Below are 15,241 nucleotides of genomic sequence, written 5' to 3'. Positions count from 1 at the left end.
CCAGCACCGTCGGCAACTCCGGCGGGCAGGAGAAGAGTCCGCCGCCCCCGGCACGCGTCACCGTCGCACCGCCTCGCCGTACGCGGGCCGCGGATCCGTGCTGCTGGGCATGCGAACTCCTTGCTGCGGGTCCGGCCGTCTCGTCACGCGCCCGACGCTCAGCTTTATGCCACCGGCTCATCCGCCCGCACAACGCTTCACCGGTGTGCCGCGCCAACTACCAGGGAATCGCCCAGACTTCGGCCCGCGGCGGGGCAGCGGCACCGTGGGTGGACGATAGTGGTGACACGAGCAGATCTTCGCTCCGGACCAACTGGAATGCGCAGAGAGGTAGTGCGAGCAGCGTGAGTGTCTCCCCCCGTGACGACGGCCTGTGGTGCCGCCGTTTCCACCCGGCTCCCGACGCCGCCCACCGCCTGATCTGTTTCCCCCACGCGGGCGGCTCGGCCAGCTACTACCTGCCGGTCTCCGCCGCCCTCAGCCCGCGCGTCGACGTCGTCGCCGTGCAGTACCCGGGCCGCCAGGACCGGCGCAACGAGGCCCTCGTCGACGACATCGGCACCCTCGCCGACCAGGTGTACGAGGCGTTGCACGGCTGGGACGACCGTCCGCTCACCTTCTTCGGCCACAGCATGGGCGCGCTCGTCGCCTTCGAGGTGGCCCGCAGGTTCGAGAGGGACGGCGGGGGACCGGTGCGGCTGTTCGCCTCCGGCCGCCGCGCCCCCTCGCGGTACCGTGACGAGAACGTCCACCAGCGCGACGACGACGGCATCATCGCCGAGGTCAAGTCGATGAGCGGCACCGACGACCGGCTGCTTGACGACGAGGAACTGATCCGGATGATCCTGCCCGCGCTGCGCGGCGACTACCGGGCCGTGGAGACCTACCGGTGCCCGCCGGACGCCACCGTGGCCTGCCCGGTCACCGCTCTGGTCGGCGACAGCGACCCCAAGACACTGGTCGGGGAGGCCAGGGACTGGGAGAAGCACACCACATCCGCGTTCGACCTGCGGGTCTTCCCCGGCGGCCACTTCTACCTCAACAGCCGTGGCGCGGACGTCATCGAGGTGCTCGACGGGCACTTCACGGCACAGACCGCAGGGCAGGGCGCCTGAACGCACCCCACGGCACCGGACTCTCCTCAGGCCGCCCCCTGGGGCTGCTCCTCCCCGGCGGACGGCGGCTCCGGGGCATCCGCCGAGTCGAAGAGGCCCGCATCCTCAAGAGCGGCGGCGAGTCCCGAGCGACCGGAGGCCGACATCTTGCGGTAGCAGCTCGTGAGATGTTTCTCCACCGCGCGCCTGGAGACACCGAGGGCGTCGGCGATGGCCTGGTTGGTCAGGCCACGCACCGCCATCCGGGCCACCAACCCCTCCGCGGACGTCAGGTGCGTCCGAGCGGGCGCACCCACCGTCCGCGGCCCCAGCAACTCCTGGGCCCGGGCGGCGATTTGGGACGCCCCGCACCGCACCGCCAGCTCGTACGCCGTACGCAGCGCGGCCTCCGCCTCGGCCGGGTGACGCGCTGCCACCGCCTCCGCGAGGCGTACCAGTACGGACGCACGGGTGCGCAGATCGGCGGACTCCTCCAGGACGGCGGCCGCCTCCCGCAGCACCCCCGGCGACCCGCCCCGCACCGTGGCCCGCAACGCCAGCGCGCGGCCCAGCGCGGCGGGCGCACCCCAGAGCCGCGCCCGCTCCACATGCCGCTCGCACAACTCCTCGGCACGGGCCGACTCACCCATCCGGTGCAGCATCCGTGCCGCCCAGTACGCCGAGGGGGCCAGCACCGGATTGGTCCATCCCGCCCGCTCCATCGCGTACCCGGATTCGAGGAAATGCTCCAGCGCGACGGCGGGCTCCTGCCGCTGCTCCGCCTCCATACCCCGGACCAGGGTGCGGACCGCGGCCAGCTCGCAGTTGTCCTCGAAGGCCCGCAACCGGTCCGGCAGGGAAGTGACCAGTTCCGGCTCCCGGGTCCGCAGTGCCACCATGACCAGGGCGATCGCCGAGAGCGTGCTCATCTCGTCCGGCCCGACGACCGAGCAGGCCCGCACCGCACGCTCCCGTGCCGCGTCGAGCAGGCCCTCCGCGAGCAGCACCAGCGCCTGTTCGCTGAGGATCACCGACTGTTCCAGTCGGCCGCCCCGGCGCACCGCGTCCGCCAGGGCCGTGTCCAGCCAGGGCAGCAGCCCCGCGACCGAATCCGCGGCGAGCGCCACCGGCACCACGAGCGGCACCAGCGTGTGCACATGCGCGGCGGTGGCCGGCTCGTGGTCCATCACGCGCCGGGCGAGCGCGCCCGCCCGGTCGGCCCGCACCCCGACGGTCACCGTCGCCGCGTGCAGCAGCGCGGCGAGCAGCTCCCGCTGCTCTCCGCGCCCGGCCTCCGGCGACTCGCCCAAGCCGGCCAGCCGGTCCACGGCCGAGGCGAGCGCGGCGGGATCGTTCTCGCTGAGGTAGTGCAGTCGGGCCTGAAGGCGCAGCGCCTGCGGACGCTGAGCGGGCGGCAGCTCCCGCGGGTCCCCGAGTTGCCGTGCCGTCTGCCGCACCAGGTCGGCCGACGACAGCAGTGTGGCGCCGGGCGCCATCGGCGTGAGCGCGAGCAGCGCCTCGGCCCGGACGGCGGGCCCGGACAGCAGTGGATACGCCTGGGTCACATGGCGCACGGCCACCGACGGGGCGAAACTGCGTTCCACGGTGGCCAGTTCCACCAGCAGACCGGCTCGTTCCTCGCTGTACGGCGCACTGTCCCGCAGCGCCCGGCGCAGACAGCGGGCGGCGGCCTCGGGGTCGCCCCGCAGCACGGCCGCCTCGGCGGCCCGCCGTAGCGTCGCCACCGCGCCGTCGTCCAACGGGACGGTCGCCGCCAGCAGATGACCGGCGACCCGCTCCGGCGGACAGCCCCGATAGTGCAGCAGAGCGGCGGACCGCACATGCAGCCGGTTGCGTTCGCTCGGCGGTGTGGCCTCGTCGACCACCTCGTGCACGGCCCGGTGAGCCAGCCGCAGGGGGTCGTCCCGGCCCAGCAGCGCCAGTCGGCGCAGCCGCCGCAGACTGTCGTCCAGATCCACCGGATCCAGTCCGGCGAGTTCGCCCACCACCTGGGGTTCGGCGTCGTCCCCGAGCACCATCAGCGCCCGGGCCACCGCCAGCACCGCCGGCGACTGCTCGCGCAGACACAGCAGCAGCCGTCGGCGCAGTGCGGGAGGCACCAGCGTGGCGACCGCGGGCGCGTCGGCCGCCACCGGTGCGACACCGTCCGCCTGGCACTGCCGCAGCAGCGACATCAGATACAGCGGATTGCCGCGGGCCGCGTCATGGCAGGCGTTCGTGAACTGCGGATCGGCCGGCAGGCCCAGGTGCTCCAGTATCAGTTCGTGGACCGCCGCGGTGCCGAGCGGTGCCGGCAGCAGCGTGTGCTCGGCGGCGGCGGCGATCGCCGTGCCAGGTGCGGGCGCCGCGTCGGACTCCCCCTCGCACATGGTCACGGCGACCAGGACTCCCCAGTGCGCCGCGTGCTGGACCAACTGGTCGAGCCAGTCCAGTGATGCGGCGTCCGCCCAGTGCAGGTCGTCGACGAGCAGCACCGGTGTGCGGTCGTGGCTCATGTTCTCCACCAGAGCCAGCAGGGCGCGTACGGTCGTCGCGCCGTGCTGCTGGGGCGGCTCGGGGTCCGCGGTGAGGAAGGCCGGCGCGGGCCGTGCGGGACCCGAGGTCCATCTGCCCGGGGCCGACTTCAGCGCCGGCTCCAGCAGTTGCCGTGCCACACCGAACGGGAAGCCGCGCTCGGCCGGAGCGGCGTAGGCGCGCATCACCAGTGGGCGCCGAGTCGTCGCCGCGTCGGCGGGTGAACGGTCGGCCAGTTCGCCGATCTCCGTGAGCAGGGCCGATCTGCCGATGCCCGGCGGTCCGCTGATCACGACGAGTGACCCGTTGCCCTGCGCGGCGAACCGCAGGGCCTCCGCCGCCGTTGACAATTCGTTCTGCCGCTCCAACAACATGCCGACGGCCTCCTTGCAATTCGGTCGAACGGTGGGGATGGGGACGTGGGGACGTCGTGGGGGACAAGGTCACGCCGTGGCCGGCGGGTGGCCGTTCCCGGTGCGGGAACCGCCGGACAGTCCGGCCGTCTCGCGGGCGACGACGGCCCGTATGAAACGGCGGGCCCTCGGGCCTAACCGCCGTAACGCCCGTTCGGCGGGCCGAGTGGAGTGGGGCCCCGGAAGGGACAGGCCCCGGCGCAGCTCGGCCCAGCCGAGTGCGGAGTCCGTGCCCCAGCGCTCGGCCAGCCGCAGCTCCTCGGCGAACAGATCGGCCGACCGCGGGCCTTCGCCGCACGCCCGATGGGCCACCGCCGCGAGCGAACGCCAGGGCAGCAGCGCCGGATTGACCCACCCCATGGCGGCCAGGCGACGGCCGCACTCCTCGGCGTCGCCCAGTGCCGGGCCGGGTCGTCCCTGACAGAGCGACAACTGAGCGCGGGCGTAGAGCAGATAGGTCCACGGGGCGCTCAACTCGACCCCGGGCGGCAGCGCTTCACCGGCCACCTGCCCGGCCTCGTCGTAACGTTCCTGCGCGACCAGCAGCCGGATCTGCATCGCCCGCAGCAGGGTGAGCCGGGTGGGATGCCACACCGCGGGCGGTACGACGGACTCGCAGGCGGCGAGATCATGGGCGGCGGTGTCCGGGTCGCCCGCCCTGAGGCTCAGATTGGCCCGCAGCATCAGGCCCAGCCCGACCTGTGACGGACTTCCCCGTCCCGCCGCCTCGGCGAGCGTGGTGTCCAGCGCACGGAGTGCCTCGGTGTGCGCGTCGGCGAACGCGAGTACGCGGCAGGCGGTGAGCCGTGGGTGCAGCGCTCCCTCCAGCGGCGCGTCGAGGACCCGCCGGGCCAGATCCGTCACGGCGTCCGCGTCGTCGCCCCGCACGGCCCGCAGCCAGGCGGCATCGGCGAGGGCCGCCGGGTGGTCGCCTCCGGACCGGAGCCGACCGGGACCCGTGTCCCGCGCCCCCCGCGGTGACCGCGTGCCCCCGACCTCATAGCCGCCCGCTGTGCCCCCGATTCCATGGGCGCCCGCTGTGCCTCCGATTCCATGGGCGCCCGCTGTGCCTCCGATTCCATGGGCGCCCGCTGTGCCTCCGAGCCCGTACGCGCCTGCCGTGCCTCCGAGCCCGTACGCGCCCGCCGTGTCTCCGGGGCCGTAGGACCCCGCCATCGTGCCGGGCCCGCCTTGTGGTTCCGAGCGGGCCAGCATCAGGTCCACTGCCGCGGTGCGCACCGCGGGACATGTGCCGGGGCCTTCGAGTATCTCGGCGATCCTGCGGTCCGCCGCTTCGGGCGCGGTCAGCGCGTACACCTCGGCCGCCTCCAGCAGCACCGCGGCGCGCTCGGTGGTGTCGAGCGGTTCGCGCAGCGCCCGCTCCAGCAGTTCGGCCGCCTCGGCATACCGCCCGCCGGTGCGCAGGGCGCGGGCGGTGCGGCGCAGCACCCACGGCACCCAGGGGTCCCCCATCGGCACCGTGGCCAGCAGCAGCGCGGCCAGTTCCGTTTCGTCGGCTCCGCAGCGGTGTGCCCAGCGGGCCGCCGTCACATAGAGCCGTTTGCGTTCGGTGCTGTCCACACCCACCAGCACCGATGCCGCGCGGGTCGTCCACGGACGAGGCGGATCGCCGTTGTCGATCAGGTGATGAACCCTCAGTTCCCGTAATGATCGCGGTAGGTCGGTCTCGGGCAGGCCGACCAGGGTGGCGACCTGGTCCACCGCGATCAGCCCCTGGCACACCGCGAGGCCGCGCAGCAGCGCGAGCGGTTCCGGAGCCAGCCTCAGGGACGACTCGGCCGCCCGATCCGCCAGCGCCGCGGTGATCGCGCGGCCACGGGCGGCCGGGAGCCCGGTGGCCGGCACCTCGCCGGGCTCCCGGCGCAGTTCGTCCATGGCTCGCCGCAGTATCCAGGGGTTGCCGTGGCTGAGTTCGGCCGTCTCCGCCCAGCCGTCGTCCGTCGGCCCGGCGGCGGCCGGCCCCGCGGTGGTGCACAGGGCGCGGACCTCCGAGGTGTCCAACGGACGGAGTTCCAGGACGAGACCCCGGCCGTCCTGGAGCGCGGCGGCCTGGTCGACGAGCGCGGAGCACGAGTCGGGGAACTCCCCTCGGGCGCCGGTCACGGTCAGCACCACCGCGAGCGGCGCCGAGGACAGGCGCCGCAGCAGTGTTCTGATGACCTGCACCGACTCCGGGTCCGCCCACTGCACATCGTCCAGGGCGAGCAGCGTCGGCCGCCCCGTGCCGGACAGCAGATCGCGGGCCCACCCCTGCACGGAGCCGTCCCCGGGCGACGGCCCCGCGGCCCGTGCCGAGCCCCCCGGTGAGGACAGGGACGGACGCAACTGCCGTACGAACGCGTAGGGAGAGCGGGCCTGGGGAGCCGAGCCCTGCGCGGTCAGCACCTCGACACCGGAGGCGCGGGCGTAGGCCACCCCGCGGCGCAGCAGCAGACTGCGGCCGATGCCCGGAGCACCGTGGATCACCGCCGCGCCGGCCGTGCCCGCGGTGAGCCGGGCCACCAGGTGCAGCAGCGCGGCCTGTTCGGTGTCCCGGCCGTACAGCGGAGCGGAACCGCCCTGGGCGGCCCGCTCCCGCAGGAGCCGGCCGGAGAGTGCCGGGCGGCCGTGGGGAGTGGTACTCAGCGTTCCTCACCACCCGGTCGGGACGTGAGCTTCGTGTGCGAGGCGCGCAGCACCCCTCCCAGTTCTTCCCGGCCGCTCACGCCGAGCTTCTGGTAGGCGTTGGTCAGGTGCAGTTCGACCGTACGCCGCGTGATGTACAGGCTCCCGGCTATCTCCCGGTTGGAGCGGCCCGCCATCGCCAGTGCGGCGACCCGGCGTTCACGTTCCGTCAGGGCGTCGCCCGGGCGGCCGGTGAGCCGGCGCGGCCGACCGCCCGCCCGGGCGAGCCGGAGCCGGATCCCCTCGGCGGCGTTCCCCGCACCGCACCCGGTCATCAGGTCCAGCGCGGTCCGCAGCCGGGTCCGGGCGCCTCTGGGGTCGCCCGCGTCGAGGAGGGCCGAGCCCAGGGCGTACTCGGCGCGCGCCCAGAGCGGCCGGGCGCGTGACTCGGCGAGTTGGGCGCACGCGTCGTCGAGAAGCCGGTGTCCCGCCCTTCCGGGGGTGGCCAGTCCGCGGGCCAGCAGAGCCAGTCCGGCACCGCGCGGTGTGCCCCAGCGGTCGGCCGACATGCCGCCCTGCGCGGCGATGTGCCGTGCCTCGTCCGGCCGGCCCAGTTCGGTCAGGATGTCGGCCGCCTCCAGCCACCACGGCAGCACGACCGGCGACGCGGCACCGCCCGGGGGCAGACAGCGGCCACCGGCGCGCAGCGCGACCAGGGCGCCGTGTGCGTCGCCACGGGCGCGCCGGATCGCGGCCCGGGCCCACCAGTACAGGGGGTGGACGTAGAACAGTGGTTCCAGATCGGCGCGGCCCACCTGGGAGAGCATGGACTCGGCGGCGGCCACCCTGCCGCGCTGGGCCAGTACGTAGGCGAAGAGGACGGCGGGAGCGGTCGCCTCCGGCCGGGGGCCCGGCGCTTGTGCCGACGTGGTGACCGGGCCGGCCGCCAGTTCGCCGAACCGCTCGTTTTCCAGGGCCTGACGGCTGTCGTCTTCCGCGGCGGGCAGATCGCCCGTGCCGGACAGCACCAGCGCGCGGACCATCAGTGCCTTGGCGCGGACCGGGCCGGGGCCCTGGGGCGCGGGGCGGCACAGGATCCGGTCCAGGGCGTCGAGCGCCCCGGTGTCGTCGTCGGTGAAGTGTGCGACGAGGGCGGACGCGGTCAGCGTCAGGTCGGCCAGCGGGGTGCCCGGCGGTGTCGCCGCCGCCCGTGCGCAGTCCTCGGTGAGTACGTTCGCGGGCCGGCCGCCGAGCACGGCCAGGGCGGCCCGCGCCAGTTGGAGCCGGTGATGGCCCGGAGCGTCGTCGGTGGGAGCGGTGGCCGTCTGAGAGCGCTCTCTGACCCAGCGCAGAGTGTCCCGTCCCAGCGTTCCGCTCAGCAGCAGGGCGGCTTCCAGTTCGGGTCTGTGCCTTTCGGCGACGGGCGTCGTCGTGGATCCGGCCGGGTGGTCCAGAACGCGGGCGAGCAGCCGGGCCGCTTCCTCGCCACGGCCGAGTCCGATGAGGGTGTCGGCGTACCGCGACGCGATGCCGGCGGCTTCGTGGCCGTCGTCGCTCGTCATGAGCAGCGCGCTCAGATGGGGGAGGGCGAGGTCGGGCGCGGTGGTGGACAGGATCTCCGCGAGCCGGGCGCGGATCCGCCGTACCACGCGGGCGTCCTGCCCGGCGCCGATGTCCAGCGCGTGGGAGAGATAGCGCATGGCACGGGCGTCCGAACCCGTGTCCAGGGCCGCGCTGTAGAGCGTTTCCAGCATCCACGGTTGTGCCCCGTGCCCGATGCGCAGCAGGACCTCGGCGACCTCGGCAGGCGGCCGGCCCCTGTCCTCCAGCAGCCGGGCGGCGCGGGGACGGAGAGGGACGAGATCGTCGGCCGGCACGCCGTGCGGCAAGGGACGCGCGGCGTCACCGGACCCCTCTCCCGAGCCTTCGGGGGGCAGCGCCCGCAGTTCGGCGAGGCGGTCCAGGACACGCCGTACGGTCGGCAGCGGCAACTGGATGAGCTCGCTCACCAACTCCGGTTCGGCGGACCCCAGCGCGGCCACCGCGGACAGTACCGCCGACGCCGAACGGGGCAGTGAATCGGGCCCGGCCCGCCTGCCGTGCGCCGGTTCCGGCTCCCGTCCGGTCGCTGAACACATGTCACCGCGCAGGTCGGCATCTGTCGCCCCGTGCCGGTCGGCGAAGGCATGGACGGCGGCGGGAACGCCCCTGGAGTACTCCAGGCACCGGTGCAGCAGGGCCGGTTCGGGCAGCCCGCCCAGCCGTCGGGCCAGGACCCGGGCGACATCGCGCGCGGCGAGCGGTGCCAGTTCCACGGTGGTCCAGGCGTGCTGGGCCAGCAGCGCGGTGACGGCGGGCGGCTCCTCTACGGCCGCGACCGTGGGCATGGTGACGACCGCCAGCAGGGGAAGCCCGGCGGATCTGCGCAGCACATGGCCCACGCCGTGCAGGGTGTGCGGACGACACAGGTGTGCGTCGTCCACGGCGAGGACCACCGGGCCGTGGCGCGCGAGGTCGCTCACCGCCCGGTGCAGCCGGAACGCCGACAACGAGCCGTCGTGCGGCGGCAGTCGTGCTCCGGAGCGTTCGGCGCCGCCGGACGCGTACCACGTGCCGTCGAGCGGGCCGGTGCGCAGCACCGACGCCCTGGACGCGGCGGTCCCGCAGAAGGCCCGCAGCAGGGCGCTGCGTCCCATGCCGGCGGAGGCTGTCACCAGTACCGCCGACGCGGGTCCGGCGCCGTTTCGGGGGATGCGGTCGATCAGCGCCGAGAGCTCGGACACCCTGCCTTCGAGTGGTGCTGCCGGGGCCTCTGCCCCGGTCGGGAACGCATGGGCCGGAGCGGCCAGGGCGAGGTTCACGATGTCACCGAATGTTCTGTGGGGGACGGACATCTGCTCGGTGTTTGGACCGGTACTGCACGGGAAGCGGGGACTGTCGAAAGACGCGGCGGTCTGTACTTCTAAGTATTTGTCAACGCGCTGTTTTGGTCGGATCTAGTACACACAATGGCGGGATTATAGCTGATGGATCTTTCGATGCGGGTGAGTGGTGAAGGGGTATCTACATATGTGAAATTTTTCTGTTTCCTACCAACTGGCGGGTCATTCGGCACAGTTGGGACAGAGAAGCCCTGTGGTTCAGATAGATGGAACAAAACTCTGGGGAATTCCTCCAACTTTCTTGGGCGTGTGAACGTCGCGGATCCACGCCGCCCCGAGATGGTGAATTCCGGAGCCAATTACCGGGGAGCTGTGGCTCAGGCCGGCAGCCGGATCCGGAACCAGGCTCCCTGTGCGTCGGGTTCGAGGGTCACGGTGCCGCCATGCGCGCTGACGATCGCCGCCACGACGCTGAGTCCCAGGCCGCTCCCTCCCATCGCCTGGTCGTCCGGGCCGGGCTCGGCCGGCTGCTCACCGCGGACGAAGCGTTCGAAGACCGCCGTGCGTAACTCCGCGGGAATGCCGGGACCGTTGTCGATGACCTCGATGACCCGGTGACCGTCCTCCGTGCCCAGTCCCAGCGCGGTGAATGTGCCCTTGGGTGTGTGATGCCGCACATTGGCCAGCAGATTGGCGACGGCCTGGTAGAGGCGGTCGGCGTCACCGGTGACCGTGTGGTTGCCCGGCAGGATCGTCAGCCGGATGGGATGCAGCGGGGCGCAGGCCCGGGCGTCGGCCACCGCGTCGCGGCAGAGCGGGGCCAGGTTGACCGTCTCGCGGCGCAGCGGTTGCCCGAGGCCGAGCCGGGTGAGCAGCACCAGCTCGTCCAGAAGCGCCGACATCCGGCGGGTCTCGTCCGTCATCCGGGACATGACCAGGTCGTGCTTCTCGGGGTCGTTCAGCCCGCCCATCCGGGCCAGCTGCACGTATCCCGAGATCGCGGTGAGCGGAGTGCGCAGTTCGTGCCCCGCGGTGGCGAGGAACTCCAGGAGCCGCTGCTCGGTCTTGCGGCGCAGGTCGCGCTCCCGTCGCAGTTGGCCGCCCAGGCCCAGAAGCGCCAGCAGGAGCAGGAGGATCAGCATCACCGTGACGTTCATCCAGACGTCCGGGACCCGCACAGCCGACGCCGGCGTCAGGAGATTCCGGTCGTCCATGTCACTTCGGCGCGTCGCCGTCCGGCGGATGCCGGAGACCTCCCGCCCGCCGCCCTGCCCGCTGCCGGAGACCCCCTGCCTGCCACTGGAGGCCGGTACCGCCTCCGCCCATCGGTCCGCCTGCCGGTCGGGCTCCGCGGAAACGGTCGACGGCAACGCCACCACCACCGCGGCCCCGGTCCGCCGCACCGGTCCGGCGGCGCGCACCGTCGTGCCCCCCGGATGGGAGGGCGGGAGTTGGGCCGAGGCGTCGCTCGGCGCTGGGAGCAGAGGGAGGAGGAAGGCGACAGCGGCGGACAGGGCTCCGATCGCCATACCTGTGCGCCGGGGCCGCGCTGTGCACAAGGAACGGGGAGCCGGCATGACGGCACGCCCACGAGTCCGCCGATGGTACAACCTCACCGTCCGATCGGGAATCGCGGTGTGCGAATGCGAGAAGAGAGCTGACCGGCGTCACGATACCCAAGTTGCGTCTGTGACAAGTGAGGTCGTGATGATCCATGAGCTGTCAATAAGCTGTCGGTGAGCGCCCCGCGCCGGAGCAGGGGCGGCAAGGGTGGAGGAAACCCCGTGGGCCAGGGCGAAGTCCCCTCGGAACACGACGGGTTGAAGCGACGTGAGATCCCGCACAGCTCGACATGAGCAATGTCCGTGACGAATTGACTGACTGTCAGCTCACCGGGACCGGTGGCGCGGTGGTCGCACGACAGCGCTACTCGAGTGCGGGAAGGCTGATACGGAACCACGCGCCCCGCTCGGACGGCTCGATCCTGAGCCTCCCCCGATGCGTCCTCACCACCGCCGCGGCAACGGTCAGCCCCAGGCCGCGGCCTGGCTCCGGGCGGCCCTCCGAACCCGGCGGTGTGCCGGGTTCCCCGCGGAAGAAGGCCTCGAAGACCCGCTCCCGCAGCGCCTCGGGGATGCCCGGCCCGTCGTCGATGACATCGATGACATGCCAGTCGCCGACGAGGCGGAGCCGTATCTCGCCGGAGGTGTCCTCGGGGGTGTGGGCCAACACGTTGGAGAGCAGATTGCCGACCGTCTGCTCCAGCCGCTGCTGGTCGCCCTCCACCAGATGGCAGGGGCGCTCCACCACGCAGCGCAGGGTGCGCCGCGAGCCGTCGGACTGTGCCCCCTCCACCGCGCGGATGCACAACTGGGCAAGATCCACCGGGTGTTGTCCGAGCACCCCGCCCTGGCTCAGCCGGGCCAGCAGCAGCAGGTCCTCGACCAGCGACGCCATGCGCAGCGTCTCCTGGTGCACGTGCTCCATTGCCTGTTCCAGCCGTCCGGGGTCCTCCAGCGCTCCCAGCCGGGCGAGTTGGGCGTACCCGGTGATGGTGGTGAGGGGAGTGCGCAGCTCATGACTGGCGGCGCCGACGAGGTCGACGAGACCATGCGCCGACGACCGGCGCCGCGCGGACCCCTCCTCGATGCGCCGCAGCAGATAGTTGAACGTTTCAACGGCGGATTGCAACTCGCTCGCCGGCCGCGTGGGCACCGCGACACGGCCGGTCGGCTCCTCGCTGCCCTCCGCGATGCTCCGGGCGCTGAGCGCCAGGTCGCGCAGGGGAGCGAGGGCGCGCCGGCTGCTCCACCAGGCGCCCAGCGCCAGCAGACTGATCAACGGCAGGGTGATCACGGCCTGGACACCGGCCAAGGTGCGCACAGCCATCCGGTCCGCGGCCGTCGACCGCGCGGTCACCAGGTAGGAATCGTCCGGCAGACGCCCCACTCTCACCCGCAGCGGCCGGCCCGTCACCGTTCTCGGACCGCCGCCGTCGGCCCAGGCACGCAGTTCCGCCACCGGCAGTGAGAGCTGCCGGGTGATGGACGAGTCCCCGGCCCAACTCCGCAGGCCGCCCCGTTCGTCGAGCAGTACGGCCCCGCAACCGTCCGCTGTCGGGAGCAGGCCCCGCCCCGCGCGCAGAGCCTCCATCCGGCGGTCGTGGTTGCGGGAGACCTGCTGGTCGGTGCGCTCCTGCAACCGGTACGACAGCGTCAGCGCGCAGTAGATCTCGGTGGCCAGCACGCTGACCGTGGTGGCCACGAGGAAGCCGCGCGAGATCCGGCGGGGCAGGTACTTGAGCGCCCGGCCGAGCCCGAGCCCGAAGCCGTGCCCGCTGCGGCGGCGTGGAGCGGCACCCGCGTCGGTGGGCATGCCCTCAGCCCTCCCTGAGGCGGGCCGGCGGTGCCGTACGCACCAGATAGCCCGCGCCGCGCACGGTGCGGATCAGGGTCTGCTCGGTGTCACCCAGCTTGCGGCGCAGATAGTAGATGTAGGTCTCGACGATGCCCGATTCGCCGCGGAAGCCGTAGTCCCAGACGTTGTCGAGCATCTGCGCCTTGGAGATCACCTGGTCGGTGTTCTCCAGCAGATAGCTCAGCAGCGCGAACTCCGTGGAGGACAGCTGCACCGGCTGGCCGTGCCGCCACACCTCGCGGGTGTCCCGGTCCAGTTCCACCCAACCGGCACGTAATTTGCGGTCGTTGACCGGTATTAACTCGCGTCCGCGGCGCATCACGGCCCGGATGCGGGCGACCACCTCGTTGAGGTCGAACGGCTTGGTGACGTAGTCGTCGGCGAGTTCCAGACCGCGGACCTTGTCCGCCACGGCGTCCCGGGCGGTCACGAACAGCACGGGGGCGATGACCCCGGCTTCCCGGAGCCGTCGGCACACCTCGAAGCCGTCCATGCCGGGCATGACGACATCGAGGAGGATCACGTCGGGGGAGTGCTGCATGGCGCGGGTGAGAGCCTCCTTGCCGCAGGAGGCGGTGACCACGTCGAAGCCGAGGAACTGCAGGGCCATGGTGAGCATCGAGGCGATGCTGACCTCGTCCTCCACGACAAGCACGGTCGACTTCGGGGCCGTGTCGGTCTTGTTCATCCTGTGTGCCGCACCATGACGTGACGTCGGGCCTGTCGCTGTCGGGACCGGCTGTCCGGTCGGGAAGAGAGAGGGGGATCACATGCCATCGTGGTCATGATGACACAGGGGTGACCCTTTGGCCTCGGCTTCGAATCGCTCTCTGAGCAGGCTTTGATGATCCTCTGAACTTCGGCGGCTTTGATGTGCCGACATGACGACAAACCCGGGGGCAGTATCCGACCCACACCCGCTGTTCGTGGTCGACGAGAACGACGAACTGCATGGCAGAGTCAGCTCGGAGATCTTCTCCGCACTGACCGAGGTCGTGTCCGGCCAGGGCGAGTGGAGCGCGCAGAGCGCGGCCCGGGTCCGCGCCGAGGGCCGAGCCTGGGCCCGGCAGGACAGGCCCGTCGACGAACTGCTCACCATGGTCCGCACCATGACACGTCGGCTCATCAACCGCTGCACGGTCGGCAGCCATGAACAGGACCCGCTGGCTTATGAGTTGATGGTCCTCAGGCTCGGTGACGCCGGCCGCCGGGTGAGCCGCGAGCTGAGCTTCGGCTTCTTCGACCACGCGGGCGACCACGCCCGTACCCCGCCCTCCCCGACCGAACAGCCACCCGGCGGCCACGCCCCGGCGCCTGTATCGACGCCCAGTGAGCGGGGGGCACGTGTGCGGAAGTCGACGGGAGCGCGGGTCGCGCGGGCGTGAACAGCCTCAATCCGACGTTGTGCCCTTGAGGAGATCCTCGGTGGCAGTGTCCCAGTCGAGCCCGGCGAACTCGCGGCCGCCGAGGACGAGTTCGTAGGTGTGCTCCAGCCACTGCTCCAGCGGGGGCACGGGCAGCTCGAAGAGGGCCGCCATGTCTGTGGAGGAGAGCTGAAGCCACGCGGTGGGCCGCCCCTCGGCTCGCGCCGGCCACAACTGGACGTCGGCGAGGCCGCTCGCCGAACGGAGCCCCTGGTGGAGGAGGTCCCGGCTGATCCGCCACAGGACACGCGGGCCGTCCTTGACGACCAGCTCCAGGGACACGATCAGCGGAGCTCGCGGGTCGAACCGGAACCCCGCCCTGACGGTCTGCCGGGCCTTGACGTCCAGCACGCGCTCGATGTCCAGGATCAGTTCAGGACGGGCGTGCGGCGCCGGCCGGGCCTGTACTGCGGGCTGGTTGCTGCTCATGGCGGGTGAGTCCTCCCCGTGGCGAAAACTGGCTCCGCTCACCCTCGGCGCTGCGGGAGCGTCGTACCTAAGTCATGTGACCGGTGAACTCCGCCGACTGTGACGGGCAAGCGCCAGAAGGGGCGTCGGGGTGGTCACTCCGGGTGCCCGGACCCCACGAAGGCCGCGGCTGTGAACATTAAGTCATTCGACTGTCGTCCCTGACCTGTGCCTGAACCATGCTGAGACCGTCGTCGGCGTGCCGGAGCCGGATGATCGTCATGCTCGGAGGGGCCACCCGTGAACCGCACTCCCGTCGTCTTCATCCATGGCACCTGGCTGCGCACGCTGTCCTGGGAGCCATGGGCGGAGCACTTCGCCGGCCGGGGGTTTCTCGCCGTCACTCCCGGATGGCCGGGGGAGGCGGCGGCCGGCTGGGGGAC

The 15,241-nt window shown here is 72.3% G+C and carries 9 protein-coding genes; 2 read left to right on the top strand and 7 right to left on the bottom strand.

Annotated elements, in window-relative coordinates:
- The first annotated feature begins 344 nt into the window (after positions 1–344).
- Complete coding sequence (locus tag AOK08_RS15865) at positions 345–1,115, top strand: thioesterase II family protein (protein WP_055526212.1); 771 nt, start codon at positions 345–347, stop codon at positions 1,113–1,115.
- A gap of 26 nt (positions 1,116–1,141) precedes the next feature.
- On the opposite strand, the gene AOK08_RS15860 is transcribed toward AOK08_RS15865, so the two are convergent.
- The 6 genes from AOK08_RS15860 to AOK08_RS15835 all read right to left on the bottom strand — a co-directional run bounded on the left by AOK08_RS15860 (position 1,142) and on the right by AOK08_RS15835 (position 13,654).
- Positions 1,142–4,003: an ATP-binding protein gene (locus AOK08_RS15860; protein WP_055526211.1), complete on the bottom strand. Its 2,862-nt coding sequence runs from the start codon at positions 4,001–4,003 to the stop codon at positions 1,142–1,144.
- A 69-nt stretch (positions 4,004–4,072) separates the two neighbouring features.
- Entirely contained in the window at positions 4,073–6,607 is a 2,535-nt protein-coding gene (locus tag AOK08_RS47310) for an AAA family ATPase (protein WP_277816023.1), read from the bottom strand.
- Positions 6,608–6,684: 77 nt separating this feature from the next.
- Positions 6,685–9,561 (bottom strand): helix-turn-helix transcriptional regulator, encoded by a 2,877-nt coding sequence (locus AOK08_RS15850; RefSeq protein ID WP_055526209.1) that lies wholly within the window; start codon positions 9,559–9,561, stop codon positions 6,685–6,687.
- 365 nt (positions 9,562–9,926) lie between these two features.
- A complete protein-coding gene (locus AOK08_RS15845; RefSeq protein WP_055526208.1) occupies positions 9,927–11,078 on the bottom strand; it encodes a sensor histidine kinase in 1,152 nt (383 codons plus the stop codon).
- A gap of 397 nt (positions 11,079–11,475) precedes the next feature.
- Positions 11,476–12,924 carry a sensor histidine kinase gene (locus tag AOK08_RS15840; RefSeq protein WP_055526207.1) on the bottom strand — a complete coding sequence of 483 codons (1,449 nt, stop codon included), beginning with the start codon at positions 12,922–12,924 and terminating at the stop codon, positions 11,476–11,478.
- 4 nt (positions 12,925–12,928) lie between these two features.
- Entirely contained in the window at positions 12,929–13,654 is a 726-nt protein-coding gene (locus AOK08_RS15835) for a response regulator transcription factor (RefSeq protein WP_055526206.1), read from the bottom strand.
- A gap of 193 nt (positions 13,655–13,847) precedes the next feature.
- Here AOK08_RS15835 and AOK08_RS15830 point away from each other — a divergent pair, with 193 nt between their 5' ends.
- Positions 13,848–14,351: an RsbRD N-terminal domain-containing protein gene (locus AOK08_RS15830; protein ID WP_055526205.1), complete on the top strand. Its 504-nt coding sequence runs from the start codon at positions 13,848–13,850 to the stop codon at positions 14,349–14,351.
- A 6-nt stretch (positions 14,352–14,357) separates the two neighbouring features.
- Here the strand turns inward: AOK08_RS15830 and AOK08_RS15825 are convergent, their stop codons facing one another.
- Positions 14,358–14,819, bottom strand: a complete 462-nt coding sequence (locus AOK08_RS15825) for an SsgA family sporulation/cell division regulator (RefSeq protein WP_055526204.1) — start codon at positions 14,817–14,819, stop codon at positions 14,358–14,360.
- Positions 14,820–15,241 lie beyond the last annotated feature (422 nt).

This window comes from Streptomyces graminilatus (assembly GCF_001418565.1).
Taxonomy (GTDB): domain Bacteria; phylum Actinomycetota; class Actinomycetes; order Streptomycetales; family Streptomycetaceae; genus Streptomyces; species Streptomyces graminilatus.
The sequence above is the reverse complement of the archived record's forward strand: the minus strand, read 5'-3'. Positions and strand labels throughout refer to the sequence as shown.

What these genes read in the sequence shown, in the direction of transcription:
- AOK08_RS15840 (WP_055526207.1), bottom strand. Translation starts at nt 12,924, where the DNA reads ATGCCCACCGACGCGGGTGCCGCTCCACGCCGCCGCAGCGGGCACGGC.
- AOK08_RS15835 (WP_055526206.1), bottom strand. Translation starts at nt 13,654, where the DNA reads ATGAACAAGACCGACACGGCCCCGAAGTCGACCGTGCTTGTCGTGGAG.
- AOK08_RS15830 (WP_055526205.1), top strand. Translation starts at nt 13,848, where the DNA reads ATGACGACAAACCCGGGGGCAGTATCCGACCCACACCCGCTGTTCGTG.
- AOK08_RS15825 (WP_055526204.1), bottom strand. Translation starts at nt 14,819, where the DNA reads ATGAGCAGCAACCAGCCCGCAGTACAGGCCCGGCCGGCGCCGCACGCC.
- AOK08_RS15860 (WP_055526211.1), bottom strand. Translation starts at nt 4,003, where the DNA reads ATGTTGTTGGAGCGGCAGAACGAATTGTCAACGGCGGCGGAGGCCCTG.
- AOK08_RS15850 (WP_055526209.1), bottom strand. Translation starts at nt 9,561, where the DNA reads ATGTCCGTCCCCCACAGAACATTCGGTGACATCGTGAACCTCGCCCTG.
- AOK08_RS15845 (WP_055526208.1), bottom strand. Translation starts at nt 11,078, where the DNA reads ATGGCGATCGGAGCCCTGTCCGCCGCTGTCGCCTTCCTCCTCCCTCTG.